This is a genomic window from Pseudenhygromyxa sp. WMMC2535 (genome assembly GCF_011083025.2).
Map to the genome: position 1 here is coordinate 188,068 of NZ_JABJWV010000001.1, position 19,745 is coordinate 207,812.

General features: G+C 66.9%; 12 protein-coding genes. 5 read left to right on the top strand and 7 right to left on the bottom strand.

Annotated elements, in window-relative coordinates; all coding sequences use genetic code 11:
* Nucleotides 1–104 precede the first annotated feature (104 nt).
* The 3 genes from G6O69_RS00685 to G6O69_RS00690 all read right to left on the bottom strand — a co-directional run bounded on the left by G6O69_RS00685 (nt 105) and on the right by G6O69_RS00690 (nt 3,242).
* Nucleotides 105–2,240 carry a hypothetical protein gene (locus G6O69_RS00685; RefSeq protein ID WP_255215663.1) on the bottom strand — a complete coding sequence of 712 codons (2,136 nt, stop codon included), beginning with the start codon at nt 2,238–2,240 and terminating at the stop codon, nt 105–107.
* Nucleotides 2,237–2,827, bottom strand: coding sequence for a beta-propeller fold lactonase family protein (locus tag G6O69_RS39605; RefSeq protein WP_255215664.1), 591 nt, complete (start codon nt 2,825–2,827; stop codon nt 2,237–2,239). Before G6O69_RS39605 ends, G6O69_RS00685 begins: the two co-directional genes overlap by 4 nt.
* A gap of 175 nt (nt 2,828–3,002) precedes the next feature.
* Nucleotides 3,003–3,242 (bottom strand): hypothetical protein, encoded by a 240-nt coding sequence (locus G6O69_RS00690; RefSeq protein WP_172301539.1) that lies wholly within the window; start codon nt 3,240–3,242, stop codon nt 3,003–3,005.
* Nucleotides 3,243–3,298: 56 nt separating this feature from the next.
* Between G6O69_RS00690 and G6O69_RS00695 the strand changes: the two genes are divergently transcribed.
* From G6O69_RS00695 to G6O69_RS00710, 4 genes are all read left to right on the top strand, one after another.
* Nucleotides 3,299–4,732, top strand: coding sequence for a tetratricopeptide repeat protein (locus G6O69_RS00695; protein WP_172301541.1), 1,434 nt, complete (start codon nt 3,299–3,301; stop codon nt 4,730–4,732).
* Nucleotides 4,733–4,908: 176 nt separating this feature from the next.
* Nucleotides 4,909–5,394, top strand: coding sequence for a nuclear transport factor 2 family protein (locus G6O69_RS00700; RefSeq protein ID WP_172301543.1), 486 nt, complete (start codon nt 4,909–4,911; stop codon nt 5,392–5,394).
* A 160-nt stretch (nt 5,395–5,554) separates the two neighbouring features.
* A complete protein-coding gene (locus tag G6O69_RS00705) occupies nt 5,555–6,481 on the top strand; it encodes an ABC transporter ATP-binding protein (RefSeq protein WP_346016988.1) in 927 nt (308 codons plus the stop codon).
* A complete protein-coding gene (locus tag G6O69_RS00710) occupies nt 6,478–10,122 on the top strand; it encodes a M1 family aminopeptidase (protein ID WP_172301545.1) in 3,645 nt (1,214 codons plus the stop codon). Before G6O69_RS00705 ends, G6O69_RS00710 begins: the two co-directional genes overlap by 4 nt.
* Nucleotides 10,123–10,158: 36 nt before the next feature.
* Here the strand turns inward: G6O69_RS00710 and G6O69_RS00715 are convergent, their stop codons facing one another.
* The 4 genes from G6O69_RS00715 to G6O69_RS00730 form a co-directional block, all read right to left on the bottom strand.
* The gene (locus tag G6O69_RS00715) at nt 10,159–11,247 is read right to left on the bottom strand and encodes an aromatic ring-hydroxylating dioxygenase subunit alpha (protein ID WP_217909737.1); all 1,089 of its coding nucleotides are present in this window, start codon (nt 11,245–11,247) and stop codon (nt 10,159–10,161) included.
* A gap of 280 nt (nt 11,248–11,527) precedes the next feature.
* The gene (locus G6O69_RS00720) at nt 11,528–13,381 is read right to left on the bottom strand and encodes an FG-GAP repeat protein (protein WP_172301547.1); all 1,854 of its coding nucleotides are present in this window, start codon (nt 13,379–13,381) and stop codon (nt 11,528–11,530) included.
* Between the two features lie 213 nt (nt 13,382–13,594).
* The gene (locus G6O69_RS00725; protein ID WP_217909738.1) at nt 13,595–15,589 is read right to left on the bottom strand and encodes an FG-GAP repeat protein; all 1,995 of its coding nucleotides are present in this window, start codon (nt 15,587–15,589) and stop codon (nt 13,595–13,597) included.
* Between the two features lie 217 nt (nt 15,590–15,806).
* On the bottom strand, nt 15,807–17,852 hold the full coding sequence (locus G6O69_RS00730; protein ID WP_172301551.1) for an integrin: 2,046 nt from the start codon (nt 17,850–17,852) through the stop codon (nt 15,807–15,809).
* A 269-nt stretch (nt 17,853–18,121) separates the two neighbouring features.
* Here G6O69_RS00730 and G6O69_RS00735 point away from each other — a divergent pair, with 269 nt between their 5' ends.
* Complete coding sequence (locus G6O69_RS00735; protein WP_172301553.1) at nt 18,122–19,597, top strand: MBL fold metallo-hydrolase; 1,476 nt, start codon at nt 18,122–18,124, stop codon at nt 19,595–19,597.
* Nucleotides 19,598–19,745: the final 148 nt, after the last annotated feature.

The window sequence follows — 19,745 nt, forward strand, 5'->3', positions numbered from 1 at the left end:
ACGCGGCGCCAAGACGCCGCCGGACGAGTGCCCAGTAGGTAGGCTCGCCGACACGACAAACTCGGCCAACCACCCGACCGGCCGTAGCGACCACAGCGACCGCGCTACCACGTCGACCACAGCTGCTCGTCGCCGTCGGGCACGCCGTCGCCGTCACGGTCGATCCCCAGGCGCTCGCCCGAGCCCGGAGGTACGCAGGTGAAGGTCACCGGCCCCCCGACGGCCAGGAGCTGGACCTGGGCCGCGTCGAGGCTGGGCAGCGCCGAGAAGCTGGTGCTGTAGCCCCCCTCCTCGTAGAGCAGGCCGAGTTCGAAGGGTCCCAGCCTGGTCTTGGCGATCAGCTCGCACTCTCCCGCCTCGGCGCGCGCGCGCAGCAGCTCGACGCGCGCGAGCGCGGCCGCCCAGCCGGCTGCACCCCCGAGGCCGTGCTTGGCGTGCTTGCCGTGCTTGCCGTGCTTGCCCGCATTGTCGCCGCCGCCCCCCAAGGTCACCTGCTGACCCACGACCGGCGCGAGGTTGGAGTCCATCGCGACCAAGAAGCTGGCGACGGCGAGCATGGTCTCGACGTCCTCGAAGCCCTCGGGGGCAAAGGTGAACGCGTTGAACACACGCAGCAAGCCGTCCTTCGAGCCGTCGTGGGCGAAGCCAAAGCCGCGGATCTGATCGCCTTGGTGACTCTCGTCGTAGAGCGGCATGTCTGGCGCGTTGAAGAGCGGGTCGCCCCCCGGATAGCCAAAGCTCCCGACCTTGGTGTAGAGGTTGCGCATGTGCGGGATCTTGAGGGTCTGGCCGAGCTCGGCGAGGACGATCTGGCCCTCGGTCCCAAAGAAGCCCGGGCGCTCGACGCCGTACTCCGCGTTGCCCTCGGGGTCGATGCGGTGGCAGCTGATGCAGGTCATCAGGCTGTTGTCCGCGGTGTTGAGCACCGAGAGATTGTCATAGAAGAAGTCCCGGCCAATCTGCTGCTGCTCGGTCAACGAATTGTCGAGGTTGCGGATCGGGTTGGGCGGGTAGGTGAGCTGGAGGACGAAGTCCGTGAACGAGAGCATCTGCGCCTCGCTCAGCGGCTGATCCCGCCCGACCAGCCCGGGAAACGCGACATTGAAGGCCATGAAGGCCGCGACCTCGTCATAGGCCCCCGTGTCGGGCTGGGCGCTGGGCTCCTCACCGGCGCCGTTGCGATCCCCTCGCCAGTGCATCGGCCCGTGATTGTCCAGACCGCGCAGGCTCTGCGTGGTCATCGGCCCCTTCATCGGGTGAAAGTCGACGTCGCCAACGGCGAAGTCCGTACGAATATTATCTGGCGTCGCCGTGACATCTCCGTCGGGATCCCCGAGGTCCCAGGACAGGTCGTCCTTGTCACCGAAGATGTGACAGGAAGCACAGGACTGATCCCCGTGGCTCGAGGTCAGCTCCGCGTCGTAGAGAAAGCGACGCCCGGCGACCAGCGCGGCCGGCTCGGGGTCGTGCATGCTCAGGTGATCGATCTCCTCGAGCGCGTCGGTGTCGACGATCGAGATCCCGTTGTCGAAGCGGGTCAGCGCGTAGATCCGGTCGTGGGCCTCGTCGAGGACCAGGCCCGTGGGCCCACCTCCGCTGAGCGGGATCTGGTCGAAGGCGTCGGGGTAGAAGCTGTCGTCCTCGAGCTCGGCGGTGTAGTAGATCGCCAGCTTGTCGTTGCCGAGCACCGCCGTATAGAGCACGGCCCCGTCGCTGGAGATCGCCATGCCCAGGGGCTGGGACACGCTCAGCTCGCGCTCGCCGCTGGGCACCGGCCCGCAGCACGCGTCGTGGTCGATGTGCTTGTTGAGCAGGCGCGGGTGCGAGCCCTGCTCGTCGAGCACGGTGATCCGGTTGTCGACGGCGTGACCGCGGACCGAGCTCCCCGAGAACAGACCCGCGCCCTCGAAGCGGACATGGTTGCGGGCCTCGGTGTTGGTCACATAGACCTTGTCGCTGACCGGGTTGACCACCATGTTGAACAAGGTCGTGCCGACCCCGGTGAACACCCCCTGCTCGCCGGCGACCAGCGCCGGGCTCGGGCCCCAGGCGTCGATCACGAACACGTCCCGGTCGGGCAGGTTGAACTTGATGTCCTCGTCCCAGCTGCGCCCGAGCTCGTCGACCCAGTGCGCGCCGTCGAATTTGACGATCAGCCCGATGTCCGGCTCGGGCTCGCCGCCGTGGCTGATGTTCGGCCCCGGGATCCCGCCGGCCGCCTCGCCCTCGTCGGTGATCACCCCCGGGGGACCACCGCAGTCTGGTTGCCCGAATTGAACGCGGCCGCGTAGACCCGCTTGCCGTCGGCGCTCACCGCCAGAGCCCGCGGGGTGTCGCAAAACAAATTGAGGATCGTCGGCGCCTGCCCGGGGTGGTTCGCGTCGAACACCCAGACGTCGGCGCGGCCGATGCCGGGCGTGGTCAGCTGAGGATCGAAGGCCGTGTTTTGCCCGCGGTGGGCCGCGGTCACGAAGGCCCGCTTGCCGCCGGGCCCCGCGAACACCAGATCCCGCGGCTCGTCGCCGACCTGCAGCGTGCGCGAGACCTGGGGCCGCGGCGTCAGCGAGACCACCGACACGCTGTCCGAGAGGTGATTGACCACCCAGACCTCGTGCGCGCTGCGAGCCGCGACCGCGACCGGCTCGAGGCCGACCGGCACGGAGCCCTCGTGGACCAGGCCATCATCGGTGATCGCGTAGATCTCGAGGCGGTTGTCCGGGGTGTTGACGGCAAACAGGCGTTCGCCATCTGGGGACAGGGCCAGCGGACGCACCTGGCCGCTCTCGAAGGCCGTGAAGGGCTGCGCGGCCCTGGCCTCGACCGCCACCGAGAGGCAGATAGCTGCCGACAGAAGCGGAACGACGACTCTTTGACGACCCATGATTCATCATTGATCAATGCGCTCATAATTTCCAGAGACTTTTCGAGATTCTACTGATAACGACAATATCCTACAGCGTCACCTCGCCATCACATCAGAATAAATACCGTCATTTCTTCCATCACAGTATCGCCAAGCCAGCGTCACTGGAGGACATCAACAATTGTATCATTTTAAAAACTGATGCATTTCTCCCCGGCAAAGCGCGCACATTCTGCCCCGAGGCGCGCTCTCGAACCCAGCGTGCGATGACTGTCGAGTCGAGCCCGTCCATCCGGGCAGCTCCCTCGAGGCCGAGGCGGCCGTCGAAAGCGTCCACCTGTCCGAGAATGGGCCCAAAAATTTTGAAGGTCGGATCCACCCGGTCATGCGTACGCAGGCGAGCCCGACAAGCCAGACCCACCCTCGATGACGATCATGACCCACTCCTCCCCCCTCCCCCGACCAAAGCCCCACGCCAGCACCCTGATCTGTCTCGCGCTGAGCACGGGCTTGCTCACCGCCTGCGGCACCAAAGACCCCACGCCAAGCGTGACGCCAACAGACGAGCCTCGGCCGGCCCAGGTCGAGCTCGAGGCGCCCAACGAGCAGGCGCTGGCCGAATTCCACGCCGCATACGCCGCCTTCGAGGCCGCCGAGGCCGACGGCGCCCTCGACGAGGCAGAGTGCGCCGCGCTCAGCGCGGGCTTCAACCAGGTCTACGACGCACACCCACGCTCGATGCTCATCGCCCGCTTCAACGCGGGGGCCGTGCTCGAGAGCTGCGGCCGCCTCGACGAGGCCATCGCCATCTACACCGAGCTCGCCCACGCCGGCTTTCACCTCGCGCTCAACAACCTCGGCGTGCTCGAGTGGGAGCGAGGCAACACGCAGCTGGCCCTCGATCTCTTCGCGCGCTCCGTCGACGCAAACAAAGTTCAGGCCGTCGCGGCCCGCAACAACCTCGCCGCCATCCACCGCGACCGCTACGCCCTCGAGCTCGACGCCGACGACTTCGCCACGGCCGAAAAGGAGATCAAGAACGTCCTCGCCGTCGACACCAGCAACAAGGCCGCCTACGAGAACCTCGCCCGGCTCTACTACGACCGCGGCCGGCTCGAGGACCAGTCCTACCTCGTGCTCGCCAACCTCGTCGTGACCCAGGCGATGCGCGTGCTCGAAAAGGACGGCCGACAAAGCGCGGCGCTGTGGAACCTCCGCGGGCTGCTCTTCATGGAGGACGACAACCAAGTCGACGGGCTCAGGGCCTTCGAGCGCGCCGTCGAGATCGACCCCGAGCACGCCGACGCCAGCCGCAACATCGGCTTCATCGCGATCCGCTTCCGCGACTACGCCGGGGCCGTCGCCGCCTTCGAGGTCGCGCTCCACGACGAGGCCGTCCAGCGCGACCCCGAGGTCTACATCGCCATGGGCGTGGCCAAGCGCGGGCTCCAGGACTACCCCGAAGCCGAGCGCTGGTATCGAGAGGCGATGAAGGTCGACAGCGCAGACCCCCGGCCCTGGTACAACCTCGCGGTCCTCAACCAGGACCACCTGATCAGCCAAGAGGGCGTGGAGCGGCCGCAGATCGAGGCCTTTTATGCGACCGCCAAGGGCCACTGCGAGACCTTCGAGACCATGGCCAAGGGCCAAAAGCGCTACACCGCCGCCGTCGCAGACTGCATCGATCGCGTGGCGATCATCGACGACGCGCTGCACACCTTCGCCGTGATGGACGAGATCACCCGCAAGTCCGAGGAGATCCGGATCGCGGCCGAGAAGGCCGAGCTCGAACGACGCGAGCGCCTGCTCGAGCGCGAGCGAGCAGCGCTCGCGGCCGGGGCCGAAGCCGTCGGTGTCGTCTCCGAGTAGCTCGGCCAGCGAGCGGCCAGCCAAACTCCCCGCGCACAGCCAGGTGCCAAGCAGCCCGCTCAGCCCCCAGCGCGCGACTTTCCTCCGCTCCGGCCGCACCGCCGCGCGCCCGCTCGACAAATGTTAGAGATCCACCCGCGCCGGGCCAGCGAGGCCCCGACGCAGGAGTCTCCACCATGAGCGACAACGCCACCCACCGCGCCCTCATCGAGCGCTTCTACACCGCCTTTTCCCAGCACGACGCCGAGGGCATGGTCGCTTGCTACCACCCGCAGGTCCGCTTCTCCGATCCAGCCTTTGGCGATCTCGACGCTCGCGAGGCCTGCGGCATGTGGCGCATGCTGGTCGAGCGCGGCAAGGACCTGAAGCTCGAGTTCTCGGCGGTCCAGGCCGAGGGCGAGCGCGGCTCGGCGCACTGGGAGGCCTGGTACACCCTCTCCACGACGGGGCGAAAGGTCCATAACGTCGTCGAGGCCGAGCTCCGCTTCGCCGACGGCCTGATCATCGAGCACCGCGACCGCTTCGACTTTCACCGCTGGGCCAAGCAGGCCCTGGGCCCCGCGGGGCTGCTCCTGGGCTGGACCTCGATGCTGCAAAACAAGGTCAAGACCCAGGCCCGGGCTGGGCTCGAGGACTATCTGGCGAAGCACCAGGCCAGCTAGCGAAGCCCTCGAAGGGCGCCATGCCCCTCCGGCATCTCCATGGATCCCGTCCAGCAGGACGCGGACGGGACCCATGGAGAACTGAGCACAATTTGGAAACATCGGCGCCCTTCGCCGAGTCTGAGGCCCGCGACCTCCCTTGCGGTCGCTTCGAGGCACCGTGAGCAATTCCCTCGTCATCGAAGACCTGTCCAAGACCTACTCCAACGGCGTCCAGGCCCTGCGCGGCGTCTCGCTGACGATCCCCACGGGCATGTTCGGCCTGCTCGGGCCCAACGGCGCGGGCAAGTCGACGCTGATGCGGACCATCGCCACGCTCCAGGACCCCGACGCCGGCTCGATCCGCCTCGGCGAGCTCGACGTCCTGCGCAACAAGGAGGGCGTGCGTCGGGTGCTCGGCTACCTGCCCCAGGACTTCGGTGTCTACCCCAACGTCGACGCCCTGACCTTGCTGACCCACTTCGCCACGCTCAAGGGCATCACCGGCGGCGAGCGCAAGCAGGTCGTCGAGGCCCTGCTCCACCGCGTCAACCTCTGGGAGGTGCGCAAGAACAAGCTCGGCGGCTACTCGGGCGGCATGCGCCAGCGCTTCGGCATCGCCCAGGCCCTGCTCGGCAACCCGCGGCTGATCATCGTCGACGAACCCACCGCCGGCCTCGACCCCGAGGAGCGCAACCGCTTTTTGGATCTGCTCTCGGAGATCGGCGAGCACGTGGTCGTGATCTTGTCGACGCATATCGTCGAGGACGTCGCCGACCTGTGCACGAACATGGCGATCATCGCCAAGGGTCAGGTGCTCGCCCAAGACGCCCCGCAGGCCGCGATCGCCCGGCTGCGCGGCAAGACCTGGAAGACGATCATCGACCGCGAGCAGCTCGAGAGCTACGAGCGCGAGCACGAGGTCATCTCCAAGCGCTGGTCCTCGGGGCGCACGCTGATCCACGTATTCGCCGACGCCCAGCCCACGGACAGCTTCCAGGCCGTCGAGCCGCGGCTCGAGGACGTCTACTTTCATACGATCCACACAAAGTCCGCGGGCGCGTCCGAGCCCCAGCCCCAGCCCCAGTCCCAGCCGGGGGCCGCATGAGCCAGCTCCTCGACGTCCTGCGCTTCGAGCTGGCCTTTCGCCGCCGGCACCCGCCGCTGTGGATCTTCACCGGCTTGTGCTTCGCGTTCGCGTTCTTGACCGTGGCGATCCCCGACGGCATGAACCCCTTCGGCGGCGTCGGGGTCGTGGCGCTCAATTCCCCGGTCGCGCTCATGCGCATGCTGCTGGTCTACTGCCTGCTGCTCGGGTTGGTGATCACCACCGCCTTCGTCTCGGCCTCGGTCAACCGCGACGCCGACTACGGCATCCAGGGCCTGTTCTTCGCCTCACCGCTGCGCAAGCTCCCCTACCTCCTGGGCAGGTTCAGCGGCTCGATGCTCGCGGCGTGGTTCATGATCAGCGGCCTGGCCGTCGGCGCGCTGCTCGCTAGCCTGATGCCCTGGCACGACCCCGAGCGCCTCGTCAGCCTGAGCCTGACGCCCTACGCCTACGCCCTCGTCGTGTTCTTGTTCCCCAACCTGCTGCTGATCGGCGCGATCTCGTTTTCGGTCGCCACGCTCACCCGCCGGACCATGTTCAGCTACGTGGCCCTGCTCGGGCTGCTGGTCCTCTACGTGGTCTCGGGCAACTACATCGACAACCTCGACAACGACTTCCTCGCCGCGATCAGCGAGCCGTTTGGGATCCGCGCCTACGGCCACTCGGTCCGCTACTGGACCCCCGCCGAGAAGAACACGATCGCCGCGCCCTTCAGCGCGGAGATCCTCGCCAACCGAGCGATCTGGATCGCCATCAGCCTGGCGATCCTCGGCCTGACGCTGGCCCGCTACCGCATGAGCATCGAGGGCAGGCGTCCGCGCACGGCCAAGGCCAAGGCCAAGCTCGCAGCCGCGGCCGAGCTCAGCGCACCGCCGCGCGCCTACGCGGGCGCAGGCTCGACCCTGCCCACGCTCACCCCGCGCTACGACCTGCGCGCCCAGCTCGCGGCCTTGCGCTTTCAGACCCGCTTCGAGGTCCGCTCGCTCGTGCGCAGCGCGCCCTTTGTGGTCATCGCGCTGTTCGGCATCGGCAACGTCCTCGGCGCCACCTCCGGCTTCATCCAGCGCGGCGGCACGACCACGCTCCCCGTCACCCACCTGATGCTCTCGGTCATCGAGGGCGGGATGTCGGTGTTCATGCTGCTCGTGCTGGTGTTCTACGCCGGCGAGCTGATCCACCGCGAGCGCAAGTACAAGCTCGACCAGCTCTACGACACCTTGCCCACGCCCAACTGGGTCCCGCTCGTGGCCAAGCTCGTGGCCATGGTCGTGGCGATGATCCTGCTGCTGCTGATGGCGATGCTGACCACGATCAGCTTCCAGCTCGACGCGGGCTACACCCGCCTCGAACTCGGCCTCTATCTGTGTGACATCTTCCTGTTTCAGCTCCAGGTCTGGGCCGTGCTCTGCGTCGCGGCCGTCGCCGCCCAGGTCATCGTCAACCACCGCTTCCTCGGCTACACGGTCATGGTCCTGATCTTCGTCGCCCAGGCCGCGCTCCCAGCCCTCGACTTCGAGCACCACCTCTACAACTTCGCCAGCTTCCCGGGCGTGACCTACTCGGACATGAACGCCTACGGCCACTTCGTCACCGGCCAGATCGCGTTCTCGATCTACTGGGGCGCGGTCGCGGGCCTGCTCGTGATGATCGCCGAGCTGTTTTGGGTGCGCGGGACCGACAACCCCTTCAAGCGCCGCCTCGCCATGGCCCGCGCTCGCCTGACCCGCGGGCGCGTCGCGGCCATCGTCGCGCTCTCGCTGGTCTGGCTGGGGTCGGGCGCCTTCATCTACTACAACACCAACGTCCTCAACACCTACCTGCCCAGCGACGCGGCCGAGCAGCGCCAGGTTCGCTACGAGACCGAGTACAAGCAGTACGAGGGCCTCGCCCAGCCGCGGGTCGTGGGCGTCGAGGTCGAGGTCGACCTCTACCCCTACGCGCGCCGCGTCGAGGTCCGCGGCACGCTCCAGATCGTCAACGAGAGCGACGAAGCGATCGAGACGCTGCACGTGCCGAGCGCGGACCCGGAGGTCGAGATCGCCCTCCTCGACATCCCTGGGGCCACGCTCGAGCACCAAGACGAGGTGCTCGGCTATCGCATCTATCACCTCGCCACGCCGATGCAGCCCGGCGACCAGCTCGAGGTGAAGTACGACTATCGCAAGCACCCGCGCGGCTTCGGCAACAGCGCGAACGACAACATGCTCGTCGCCAACGGGACCTTCTTCAACAGCTACGCCTACATGCCCTACTTTGGCTACGCGCGGCAGTACGAGATCGAAGACCCGACCAAGCGGCGCGAGTACGGCCTGCCCGAGCGCCTGCGCATGCCCAAGATCGACGATCAGCTCGCGCGCCAGAACACCTATCTCTCCCAGGACTCGGACTGGATCAGCTTCGCGGCCACGGTCTCCACGGCCCCGGACCAGATCGCCGTGGCCCCCGGCTACCTGAAAAAGGAGTGGCTCGAGGACGGACGCCGCTACTTCCGCTACGAGATGGACGCGCCGATCTTGAACTTCTGGTCGGTGCTCTCGGCCCGCTACCAGGTCCGGCGCGCCGAGTGGACGCCCCCGGAGGGCAGCGCCAACACCGAGCCCGTGGCCATCGAGATCTTCTATCACGACGCCCACGACACCAACGTCGACAAGATGATCGAGGCGATCGAGCTGTCCCTCGACTACTTCACCGTCGAGTTCTCGCCCTACCAGCACCGCCAGGTCCGGATCCTCGAATTCCCCCAGTACTCGACCTTCGCCCAGTCTTTCCCCAACACGATCCCCTACTCGGAGAGCATCGGCTTCATCGCCGACGCCAGCGACCCCGAGGACATCGACTACGTGTTCTACGTGACCAGCCACGAGGTCGCGCACCAGTGGTGGGCGCACCAGGTCATCGGCGCCGACGTCCAGGGCGCGACCTTGATGTCCGAGTCGCTGGCCCAGTACAGCTCACTGATGGTCATGAAGCGCCACTACGGGCCAAACAAGATGCCCAAGTTCCTCGAGTACGAGCTCGACCGCTACCTCCGGGCGCGCGGCGGCGAGCGCATCGAGGAGCTGCCGCTGCTGCTCGTCGAGAACCAGCAGTACATCCACTACAACAAGGGCAGCTTGGTGTTCTACGCGCTCGAGGAGTACATCGGCGAAGACGCGCTCAACCAGGCGCTGAGCGACTACATCGCCGAGGTCGGCTTCCAGGAGCCGCCCTTCACCGTGTCCTACGAGCTCTACGAGCACCTGAAGCGGGCGACGCCGGACAAGTATCGCTACCTGCTCGAGGACATGTTCGAGAAGATCACCTTGCACGACAACCGCACCCTCGAGGCCGAGGTCAGCGCGCGCGACGACGGCAAGTTCGAGCTTCGCCTGAAGCTCCAGGTCCGCAAGCTCTACGCCGACGGCAAGGGCGTCGAGACCGAGGCCGAGCAGCTCGACGACTGGATCGAGGTCGGGGCCTTCGTCGACGACGAGCCGATCTACCTCGAGCTGCACCGCTTCTCCTCGGCGGAGCTGGACGAGGACGACACGATCGAGCTGACGCTCACGCTCGACGAGCGCCCGACCGAGGTCGGGATCGATCCGCGTCACCTGCTGATCGATCGCCAGCCGGACGACAACCGCAAGACGATCGCCGACTGAGCGCTGGCCAACTGAGCTTGGGAGGGAGGCCAGCGCTCAGCCGAGCCGCTGGTCCTCCTCGCGCAGCATCTCCAGCAGCTTGCGGCGGACCTTGGCCGCGGCGGCGTCGTTGCTCATCAGCACCGGCTCGAGGCCAAAAAAATCGTCGGTCCCCATGCGCTCTTGCACCGACTCGATCAAGGGCACGTCCTCGTCCTGAAAGGCCCCGTGCATGCCCGCGATCTTCTGCGCGTTGTACTCTGCGTCCTCCTCCAGGTGGTTGCGGCGCGTGGCGAAGAAGTAGTGCGTGCGGTCGATCGACTCGGGGGTGACCGTGTGCAGGTCGTACTGGCCGATGGTGTGGTCGAGGTCGAGGGCGTTTCGAGGCTCCTGCGTGGCCCCGACCGAGAGCTGGATGTGCCCGGGCGGGGTCCAGGTGATGTCGAAGAAGTGCCGCGCAGGCTCGCTGGGCGCGGGCAGAAAGTTGGCGAAGATCATCATCGCCGGCTGCTGGCTCCACTCCCAGCGCGCGTTGACCGAGCGCTCGCCGAGCGCCACCTGGGGGATCAGCGGGGTGAGCTGGCCGCGGGTGGTGATGATCTCGCCGTGCACGTGATCGATGTGGCTGAGGTCCATGACGTTGTCGGTGATCAGCTGGTAGTTGGCGCCCACCGGCATATAGGTGTAGCCGACGCTGTTGGGGTGACCGCTGACGAGCTCGCCGTAGTCGGGCAGCGCGGACATGTCCGCCGGCTCGTCGCCCATCCAGATCCAGATGAAGCCGTCCCGCTCGACCAGGGGGAAGCTGCGGACCTGCGCCAGGACCGGGATCTTGCCCTTTCCGTGCGGGTTGTGGTTGCAGGTGCCCGTGCAGTCGAAGCGCAGCGCGTGGTACATGCAGACCACGTCGTCTCCCTCTCGCCAGCCGCGGTGCAGCGGGGCGAAGCGGTGGGGGCAGCGGTCGTGCAGCGCCACCGGCTCGCCGTTCTCCTCCCGCCGATAGATGAGCACCGGCGTGTCGAGCAGCGTGCGGGCAAAGAGCGCCTCGGGGCCCACTTCTTGGGAGAGCGCGGCCACGTACCAGGTGTTTTGCAGCCAGGGTCGCGTGCGCTTGGATTGGATTTCCAGCTTGGTATCTACGGTCACGGCTCATGATCCCGAGCACCAGATATTCGGTCCAATAGAATATCTGGCGGCTATTTATTTGTTTTGGAAATAAATTTTCGAGTTCGAGGCACCACCAATTTTGCTTTATCGAGCTCCCAATTCGATAGCGAAGTCGCTTTCGCAGCAAGGCGGAAAATGGCCATAGGCGTCCACGACCAACGTTCAACCACGCTGTGCTCCGAGTTGCGCAGCTCGACCCACATCTCGCAGGCGAAGAGCTGCTCGCGAGTGACCCTTCGGCCACTCACGAGCACGCGCGTCAGTAGAGGTAGACCGCGCCCGACCCCTCCATGCCATTGCCGCTGGCGTCACCTCCGATGCCCTGCGAGCCGCTCGACTCCCATCCCGCACCCACGCCCAAGACGGCGCCGTCATGGCTCAGGGCCATGCTCATCCCAAAGCCCTGATCGCTCGTGGTGTTCGTGGCCTTGACGTAGGACTCCAGGACCCAGCCCTCGCCTTCGAGGTCATGATAGACGTAGCCCGCCCCGGCGGTGGAGGCTCCGCTGAGCGAGTCGTCTCCACCGACCCCCTTGGCGCCGCCGGTCTCGAAGACCGAACCTACGGCCAGCCAGCGCCCGTCGCCGCTCAGCGTCAGGCTCCAGCCAAAGAAATCCCCGTGGCCCGGGGTCGAGGCCTTGACGTAGGCCTCCTGCGCCCAATCCATCTGCTCGTCCCGGCGAAGCACATACGCCGCCCCCGCAAAGTCGAGCGAATTGTCCCAGTCGAAGCCATCGACGCCCGCGCCCTCGCCGTCTTCATGCATGGCGCTCACCGCCAACACGTCGCCCTCGGCCCCGAGCGCCACGACGGTCCCGAACACGTCCCCAGCGTCGGTGTTCGAGGCCTTGACGTAGGCTTCCTGCCCCCACCCCGTCTGCTCGTCTCGGCGATACACGTACACCGCCCCAGAATCTTCAGCCGAATTGTCCGCCTCGTCCCCGCCGACCCCCGTCGCCCCTCCGTCCTCCAGGATCGAGCCCACCGCGAGCATGCTGCCATCTCCGCTCAGCGCCACGCTCTCGCCATATTGATCCCCGGCGCCCGTGTTCGAGGCCTTGACGTAGGCCTCCTCCGTCCAGTCCCCCCCATCATGGCGATACACATAGACCGCCCCCGCCGCCGGTGACGAATTGTCCGTCTTGTCCCCGTCGATGCCCTTCGCGGCGCTGTCTTCGAGGATCGCGCTCACTGCCAGGGTCTCGCCGTCACCGCTCAGCGCCACCCGCCACCCAAAGTAGTCGCCCCCCTCCCCGTTCGAGGCGCGCAAAAAGGCCTCCTCCTCCCAGCCCGCCTGCACGTCTCGGCGAAACACGTACGCGGCCCCCATCGAGTCCTCCCCCTCGGGCCCGTCCTTCAATCCAGCGCCGACGGCCAGCACCATCCCATCGGCGCTCAACGCCACCCGCAACCCAAAGCGATCGTTCTGCCCAGGGTTCGAGGCCTTGACGTGGGCCTCCTGAATCCAGCCCTGCTCTTCGTCGAGGCGAAACACGTAGACCGCCCCGGTGTCGTTCTGCGGATCCCCGCCGTCTTCATGGGGAGCGCCGACGGCGAGCATGCCGCCGTCGGCGCTCATCGCTACCGCGCCCCCGAACCCGTCGCCTTCGTTGGCGTTCGAAGCCTTGAAGAAGCCGATCGCCTCGATCATGTGATCCGCGACCACCAGCGGCTCCGAGTCCGTGCAGCCGTCGCCGTTGCAGGCCTGGAGCACGTAGGTGGCCCCAAATTTGGCGTGCAGCGGCATGGTCAGGCTCAGGGAGGTCTGCTCGAGGTCCTCCCCCAGCTGCTCGAAGGGACCGTCGTCTTGCTCGAGCAGGCGGTAGAAGTCCGCGCCTGGCGACGCCGTCCATTCGAAGTCGAACTGCTTGATGGCCGAGAAGCTCAGGCTCAGGGTCGAGGGCTCCGGGCCCGGGTCATCCGTGTCGCTCTCGCTCTCCGAGCCGCTCTCGCTCTCCGAGCCGCTCTCTTCCTCCGAGCTGCTCTCGTCTTCGGAGTCTGTCTGTGTTCCGCTCTCCCCCGCCTCGTCGTCTTCGGCCCCGCCGCCTTCGGGCACACAACTAACGACGACCAAGCAGCTACTCAACAATAACGCCGACTCATGGTGCATCATGGCACACAGCGTAGCAGCGCATTCCAGTCATGCACTCGATTTCCACGCATCGAACACTCAAATCATCCAATACGACACGAGCCGCTCGAGCGCGCCGAAAAACCTAAAGTCGCATCATTCGACGCCATCGCATACGACAAAGGAGCGCTCGCAAGTGACCGCTCTCGATCACCTGCGAGCACCCAGTCGTCGGCTATCGAAGACGACGTCCGGTCAGTAGAGGTAGACCGCGCCCGAGGCCTCCGCGCCATAGCCGCTGGCGTCTCCACCGATGCCCTGCGAGCCGCTCCCCTCCCATCCGGCACCCACGCCCAAGACGGCGCCGTCGTGGCTCAGGGCCATGCTCAATCCAAAGCCCTGCTCGCTCTCGGTGTTCGCGGCCTTGACGTAGGACTCCAGGACCCAGCCCTCGCCTTCGAGGTCATGATAGACGTAGGCTGCCCCGGCGGCTGAGGCTCCGCTGAGCGAGTCGTCCCCCCCCACCCCTTCGGCGCCGCTCATCTCGTAGATCGAGCCAACGGCCAGCCAGCGCCCATCGCCGCTCAGCGTCAGGCTCTGTCCATAGAGCTCCTCTTCGCCCGGGTCCGAGGCCTTGACGTAGGCCTCCTGCGCCCACCCCGTCTGCTCGTCCCGGCGAAACACATACGCCGCCCCCGATGCATTGAGCGAGTTGTCCCAGTCGAAGCCATCGACACCCTCACCGCCGCCACATTCACGCATGGCGCTCACCGCCAACACGTCGCCTTCGGCCCCGAGCGCCACGACGGTCCCGAAGCGGTCCCCAAGGTTGGTGTTCGAGGCCTTGACGTAGGCCTCCTGCGCCCAACCCGTCTGCTCGTCTCGGCGATACACGTACACCGCCCCGGACTGTTCAGTCGAATTGTCCGCCTCGTCCCCGCCGACCCCCGTCGTCCCTCCGTCCTCCAGGATCGAGCCCACCGCGAGCATGCTGCCATCTCCGCTCAGCGCCACGCTCTCACCAAATTGGTCCCCGGCACCCATGTTCGAGGCCTTGACGTAGGCCTCCTCCGTCCAGCCCCCCCCATCATGGCGATACACATAGACCGCTCCGGCCGCCGGTGACGCGTTGTCCGTCTTGTCCCCGTCGATGCCCTGCGCGGCGCTGTCTTCGAGGATCGCGCCCACCGCCAGGGTCTCGCCGTCACCGCTCAGCGCCACCCGCCACCCAAAGTAGTCGCCCCCCTCCCCGTTCGAGGCGCGCAGGAAGGCCTCCTCCTCCCAGCCCGCCTGATCGTCCCGGCGAAACACGTACGCGGCCCCCATCGCGTCCTCCCCCTCGGGCCCATCCTTCAATCCAGCGCCGACGGCCAGCACCGTCCCGTCGGCGCTCAGCGCCACCCGCCCCCCAAAGCGATCGTTCTGTCCAGGGTTCGAGGCCTTGACGTAGGCCTCCTGAATCCAGCCTTGCTCTTCGTCGAGGCGAAACACATAGACCCCTCCCGCCCATTGGATCGAGTCGTCCTGCTGATCCCCATTGATCCCAGCCGCCCCACTGTCTTCATAGGGCGCGCCGACGGCCAGCATGCTGCCGTCGGCGCTCATCGCTACCGCGCCCCCGAACCCGTCACCTTCGCCGGTGTTCGAGGCCTTGAAAAAGCCGATCGCCTCGACCATGTGATCCTCGACCACCAGCGGCTCCGAGTCCGTGCAGCCGTCGCCGTTGCAGGCCTGGAGCACGTAGGTGGCCCCGAACTTCGCGTGCAGCGGCATCGTCAGACTCAGCGAAGTCTGCTCGAGATCTTCCCCCAGCTGCACGAAGGGGCCATCGTCCTGCTCGAGTAGGCGGTAGAAGTCCGCGTCGGGCGACGCCGTCCACTCGAAGTCGAACTGCTTGATGGCCGAGAAGCTCAGGCTCAGGGTCGAGGGCTCCGGGCCCGGCCCATCCGTGTCGCTCTCGCCTTCCGAGCCGCCCTCGCCCTCCGAGCCGCTCTCCCCCTCCGAGCCGCTCTCCCCCTCCGAGCCGCTCTCCCCCTCCGAGCCGCTCTCCCCCTCCGAGCCGCTCTCCCCCTCCGAGCCGCTCTCGCCCTCCGAGCCGCTCTCGCCTTCGGCGCCGCTCTCCTCCTCGCCCTCGGAGTCAGTCTCTGCTCCGCTCTCCCCCACCTCGTCGTCTTCGGCGCCGCCGCCTTCGGGCACACAGCCGACCACGCTCAAGCAACCACTCAGAAACAGCGCAGATTTCCCTCGCATCATTGGGAGCCAGCGTAGCAGCACATTCAAACCATGCACTCGATTTCCATGCATCGAACACTCAAATCATCCAACACGACACGAGCCGCTCGAGCGCGCCGACAAACCTAAAATCGAATCATTCGACGCCATCGCATACGACAAAGGAGCGCTCGCAAGTGACCGCTCTCGATCACCTGCGAGCACCCAGTCGTCGGCTATCGAAGACGACGCCCGGTCAGTAGAGATAGACCGCGCCCGAGTACGCCGCGCCCTCGCTGAAGTCCCCACCGATCCCCTGCGTGACGCTCCCCTCCCCTATTGTGCCCACCGCCATCACCCCGCCATCACCGCTCAGCCCAATCTCGTACCCAAAAAAGTCATAGTCGTCTGCCAATGGGCCCTTGACGTAGGACTCCACGACCCAGCCCTCGCCCTCGAGATCGTGGTAGACGTAGGCCGCCCCAGCAAAGTCCAGACTCTCGACCTGTCCGCTCCCCCCGACCCCCATCACCTTCATCCCCTCGCTCAAGGCGGTGACAGCCAGCCAGCGCCCATCGGCGCTCAGCGCCACTTCGCCACCAAACTCGGCGCCCAAGAACGTCCTCGTCGCCTTGACGTAGGCCTCCTGCGCCCACCCCACCTGCTCGTCTCGACGAAACACATACGCCGCGCCCGCATCCAACGTCGTGTTGTCCCAGTCCTGGCCGTCGAGACCGGTGTCTCCGCCGTTTTCACCGACGGCGCCCACAACCAGTACCTCACCGTCGCCGCTGAGCGCGACGCTCCTGCCGAACTTGTCACCCAGATCCATGGTCGCGGCTTTGACGTAGGCATCTTGTGTCCAACCCGTCTGCGCGTCTCGGCGAAACACGTACACCGCCCCAAAATCGTACCCGCTCACGTGATTTCCCTGGTCCCCGTCGATGCCCGTCGCCCCGCTGTCCTCCATGTCAGCGCCTACGGCGAGCGTGTTCCCGTCATCGCTCAGCGCCACGCTGACCCCAAAGTCGTCTCCGTCGTCGGTGTTCGAGGCCTTGACGTAGGCCTCCTGCTCCCAGCCCTGTCCGCTGTGACGGAACACGTAGACCGCTCCGGAATCCAGGGCCGAGTCACCTGTCTGGTCTCCATTGATCCCCGTCGCCCCGCTGTCCTCACGAAAAGCGCCAACCGCCAGGGTCTCGCCGTCGCCGCTGAGCGCCAGGTCAGCCCCAAACATGTCTTCCGCATCTGGCTCGGCAGCATGCAAGGTGGCCTCCTCGCTCCAGCCCGCCTGGCCATCGCGACGAAACACATAGGCTGTCCCCGCACCGACCGTGTTGCCCAGCGAGTCCACATAGGCGGGGGCGCCGACGGCCAACACGTTGCCATCTGCACTCAGCGCTACCCTCCACCCGAATCGGTCCCACGACGCGGGGTCCGAAGCCTTGATATAGGCCTCTTGGATCCAGCCCTGCTGCGCATCGTGGCGGAACACGTAGGCCGCGCCCGACTGCGTGGACGAGTTGTCTTGCTGATCCCCATTGCTCCCCGGCACCCCCCCATCCTCGCCCGTGGCGCCCACCGCCATCATGGTGCCGTCTGCGCTCAGCGAGACCGACGCCCCAAACACGTCGCCTTCGCTGGCGTTCGAGGCCTTGAAAAAGCCGATCGCCTCGACCATGTGATCCTCGACCACCAGCGGCTCCGAGTCCGTGCAGCCGTCAGCGTTGCAGGCCTGGAGCACGTAGGTCGCCCCGAACTTCGCGTGCAGCGGCATCGTCAGACTCAGCGAAGTCTGCTCGAGGTCTTCACCCAGCTGCACGAAGGGGCCATCGTCCTGCTCGAGTAGGCGGTAGAAGTCCGCGTCGGGCGACGCCGTCCACTCGAAGTCGAACTGCTTGATGGCCGAGAAGCTCAGGCTCAGGGTCGAGGGCTCCGGGCCCGGCCCATCCGTGTCGCTCTCGCCCTCCGAGCCGCCCTCCCCCTCCGAGCCCCCCTCGCCTTCCGAGCCACCCTCGCCTTCCGAGCCACTCTCCCCTTCCGAGCCGCCCTCGCCCTCCGAGCCGCTCTCCCCTTCCGAACCGACATCGTCCTCCGAGCCGCTCTCCCCCTCCGAACCAACATCGTCCTCCGAGCTGCCCTCGTCTCCGGGGCCACTTTCGTCCTCACTCCCCGTTGTCGAGTCTGTCTCTCCCCCGATCTCGCCGGCCTCATCGTCCTCGACCCCGACGTCATCGGGTCCGCAGCCGGTCGCGGCCAGGACCCCACTGACGATCATCAGCGCACACTTCCTTTGCTTCATGGTGCGCGAGCGTAGCAGCGCGATTGCACCACGCACGTTCGAACACCATTTAATCAATCATGACATTTTACAAAACCAGCGGCACTCAATGCGCCGACTATCCACACCGAGTGCTGAGACTGTCCCTCAGAAATCCTTCACGAAATTATCGAAAAATCTTGGTCACTCGAATCCACACCGCGAAGTCCCGCTAGTCGCGCAAACCAAGCTCGACTGCGGTCCCGAGCAACGGGCTATCCCCCTGCGCTCTGCCGCGCTATGAGCCACGAGTGTTCTCATCCACCTTCCTCGGCCATCAAGGCTGGCAGATCTCCGCGTCCGGGACCTCGCTGCTCCTCGACCCGCTGCTCGGCGCGCGCTTCGGCCACGGTGGACTGCTGGGTCTGCTCTATCCGCCCCGCCAGATCCAGGTGGGCGCGCTCTCGCGCATCGACGCGGTGATCATCAGCCACGAACACGACGACCACTTCGACCTCAGCTCGCTGGCCGCGCTCGACCGCGAAGTCCCGCTGTGGCTGTCGAGCCGCGCGAGCGCAGCGGCCTTCGCGGCCGTGGCCGACCTCGGCTTCACCTCGATCCACGCCCTCGAACCCGAGACCAGCCTCGAGCTCGGCGGGCTGATGGTCCACACCTACCTCGGAGACCACCGCGCCCCAGGATCCGGCGACGAGTGGGACGCCTGCGCGCTGCTGATTCACGACCGCGAGGGCCACGGGAGCTTCGCCTCGACCGTCGACCTCCCGCCGCCGCCGGGGCTGTGGTCGCGCATGGCCGAGCTCGGCGTCGCCCCGGGGATCTGGACGATCGCCAACAACAGCTCGCGCGCCAGCTTCCAGCACATCGGCCTGTCCACGACCCCCACCCCGGACCCGAGCTGCCGCGACGAGCCATCTGACACCGAGCTCCTCGCTCGCGTGCTGTCCCGGCGCCTCGACGAGCTCGTCGCGCAGTGGGGGCTCCCTGCGCTCGCGGCGATCTGCGGCGGCGGCTGGAGCCTCGACGGTGCGCGCGCGTGGATGAACCACCACCTCTTCCCCATCGACGGCGATGCTCTCGCCGAGGCCCTCGCCAACGCGCGACCGGAGCTTCGCACCCGCGCGCTCGTGCCCGGCGACATCCTCTGCCTGCGCGAAGGTCGACTGGTCGACACACCGAGCAGCGCGACCTTCGTGCACCTCAAGCCGCGCGACCGATGGCCTGCGCGCGACTACCGAGGCCCCGGGCCGACGCTCGCGGACTACGCCCCGGCCAGCGTCCCCGACCCCGCCCCCGAGCCCGACCCCGCGACCTTCGATGAAGACGCCCGCGCCCGCGTCGAGCTCGAGCTCGACGCGCTCGCCCGCTTCCTCTTTGCCGGCCCGATCTTTCGCGCCCTGCACTCGCTCCCGCCCCGCCTCGGCGATGGCCGCGAGGCGGCGCTGTGCCTGGCTCTACGCCGCCTCGGCGCCGACGATCTGGTCTACGTCTACGCGCCCACCCGCGGGCGCTTCGAGCCACGCAGCTGCGCCGAGCCGACGCTCCGTTACGCCTCGGGGCTCGAGTGCTGGGCCGTCGACCTGCTCGCGCTGCTCGAGGGCGAGCTCCCAGCCAGCGCGCTTTGCTACGCAGGGCGAATGCGGGTGTGGAACGCCGCCCCCGAGCGCCTGCGAGTCTCGCCGCAGCTGCTCTGGGAATTTGCCCATCCCCTGCACCGACCCGATCGCACCCGTCGACTCTACGCTCGCCTGCTCGCCTCGCTGACATGACCCGCGGCCTGAACTAGTGTGCGCGGCAGAGGACTTGAAGGGCCCCAGGCTTGGAGCACCGGCCGCTGACTTCGTTGCTCGTCAGTCATTTGTGCCCGACAAACTCCCTCCTCGCGCCTCGTCAGCAACCGGCGGTCCGGCGCCTGGG

Coding starts and splice junctions, on each gene's coding strand:
- G6O69_RS00695 (WP_172301541.1), top strand. CDS start 3,299: ATGACCCACTCCTCCCCCCTCCCCCGACCAAAGCCCCACGCCAGCACC.
- G6O69_RS00700 (WP_172301543.1), top strand. CDS start 4,909: ATGAGCGACAACGCCACCCACCGCGCCCTCATCGAGCGCTTCTACACC.
- G6O69_RS00710 (WP_172301545.1), top strand. CDS start 6,478: ATGAGCCAGCTCCTCGACGTCCTGCGCTTCGAGCTGGCCTTTCGCCGC.
- G6O69_RS00720 (WP_172301547.1), bottom strand. CDS start 13,381: ATGATGCACCATGAGTCGGCGTTATTGTTGAGTAGCTGCTTGGTCGTC.
- G6O69_RS00725 (WP_217909738.1), bottom strand. CDS start 15,589: ATGCGAGGGAAATCTGCGCTGTTTCTGAGTGGTTGCTTGAGCGTGGTC.
- G6O69_RS00730 (WP_172301551.1), bottom strand. CDS start 17,852: ATGAAGCAAAGGAAGTGTGCGCTGATGATCGTCAGTGGGGTCCTGGCC.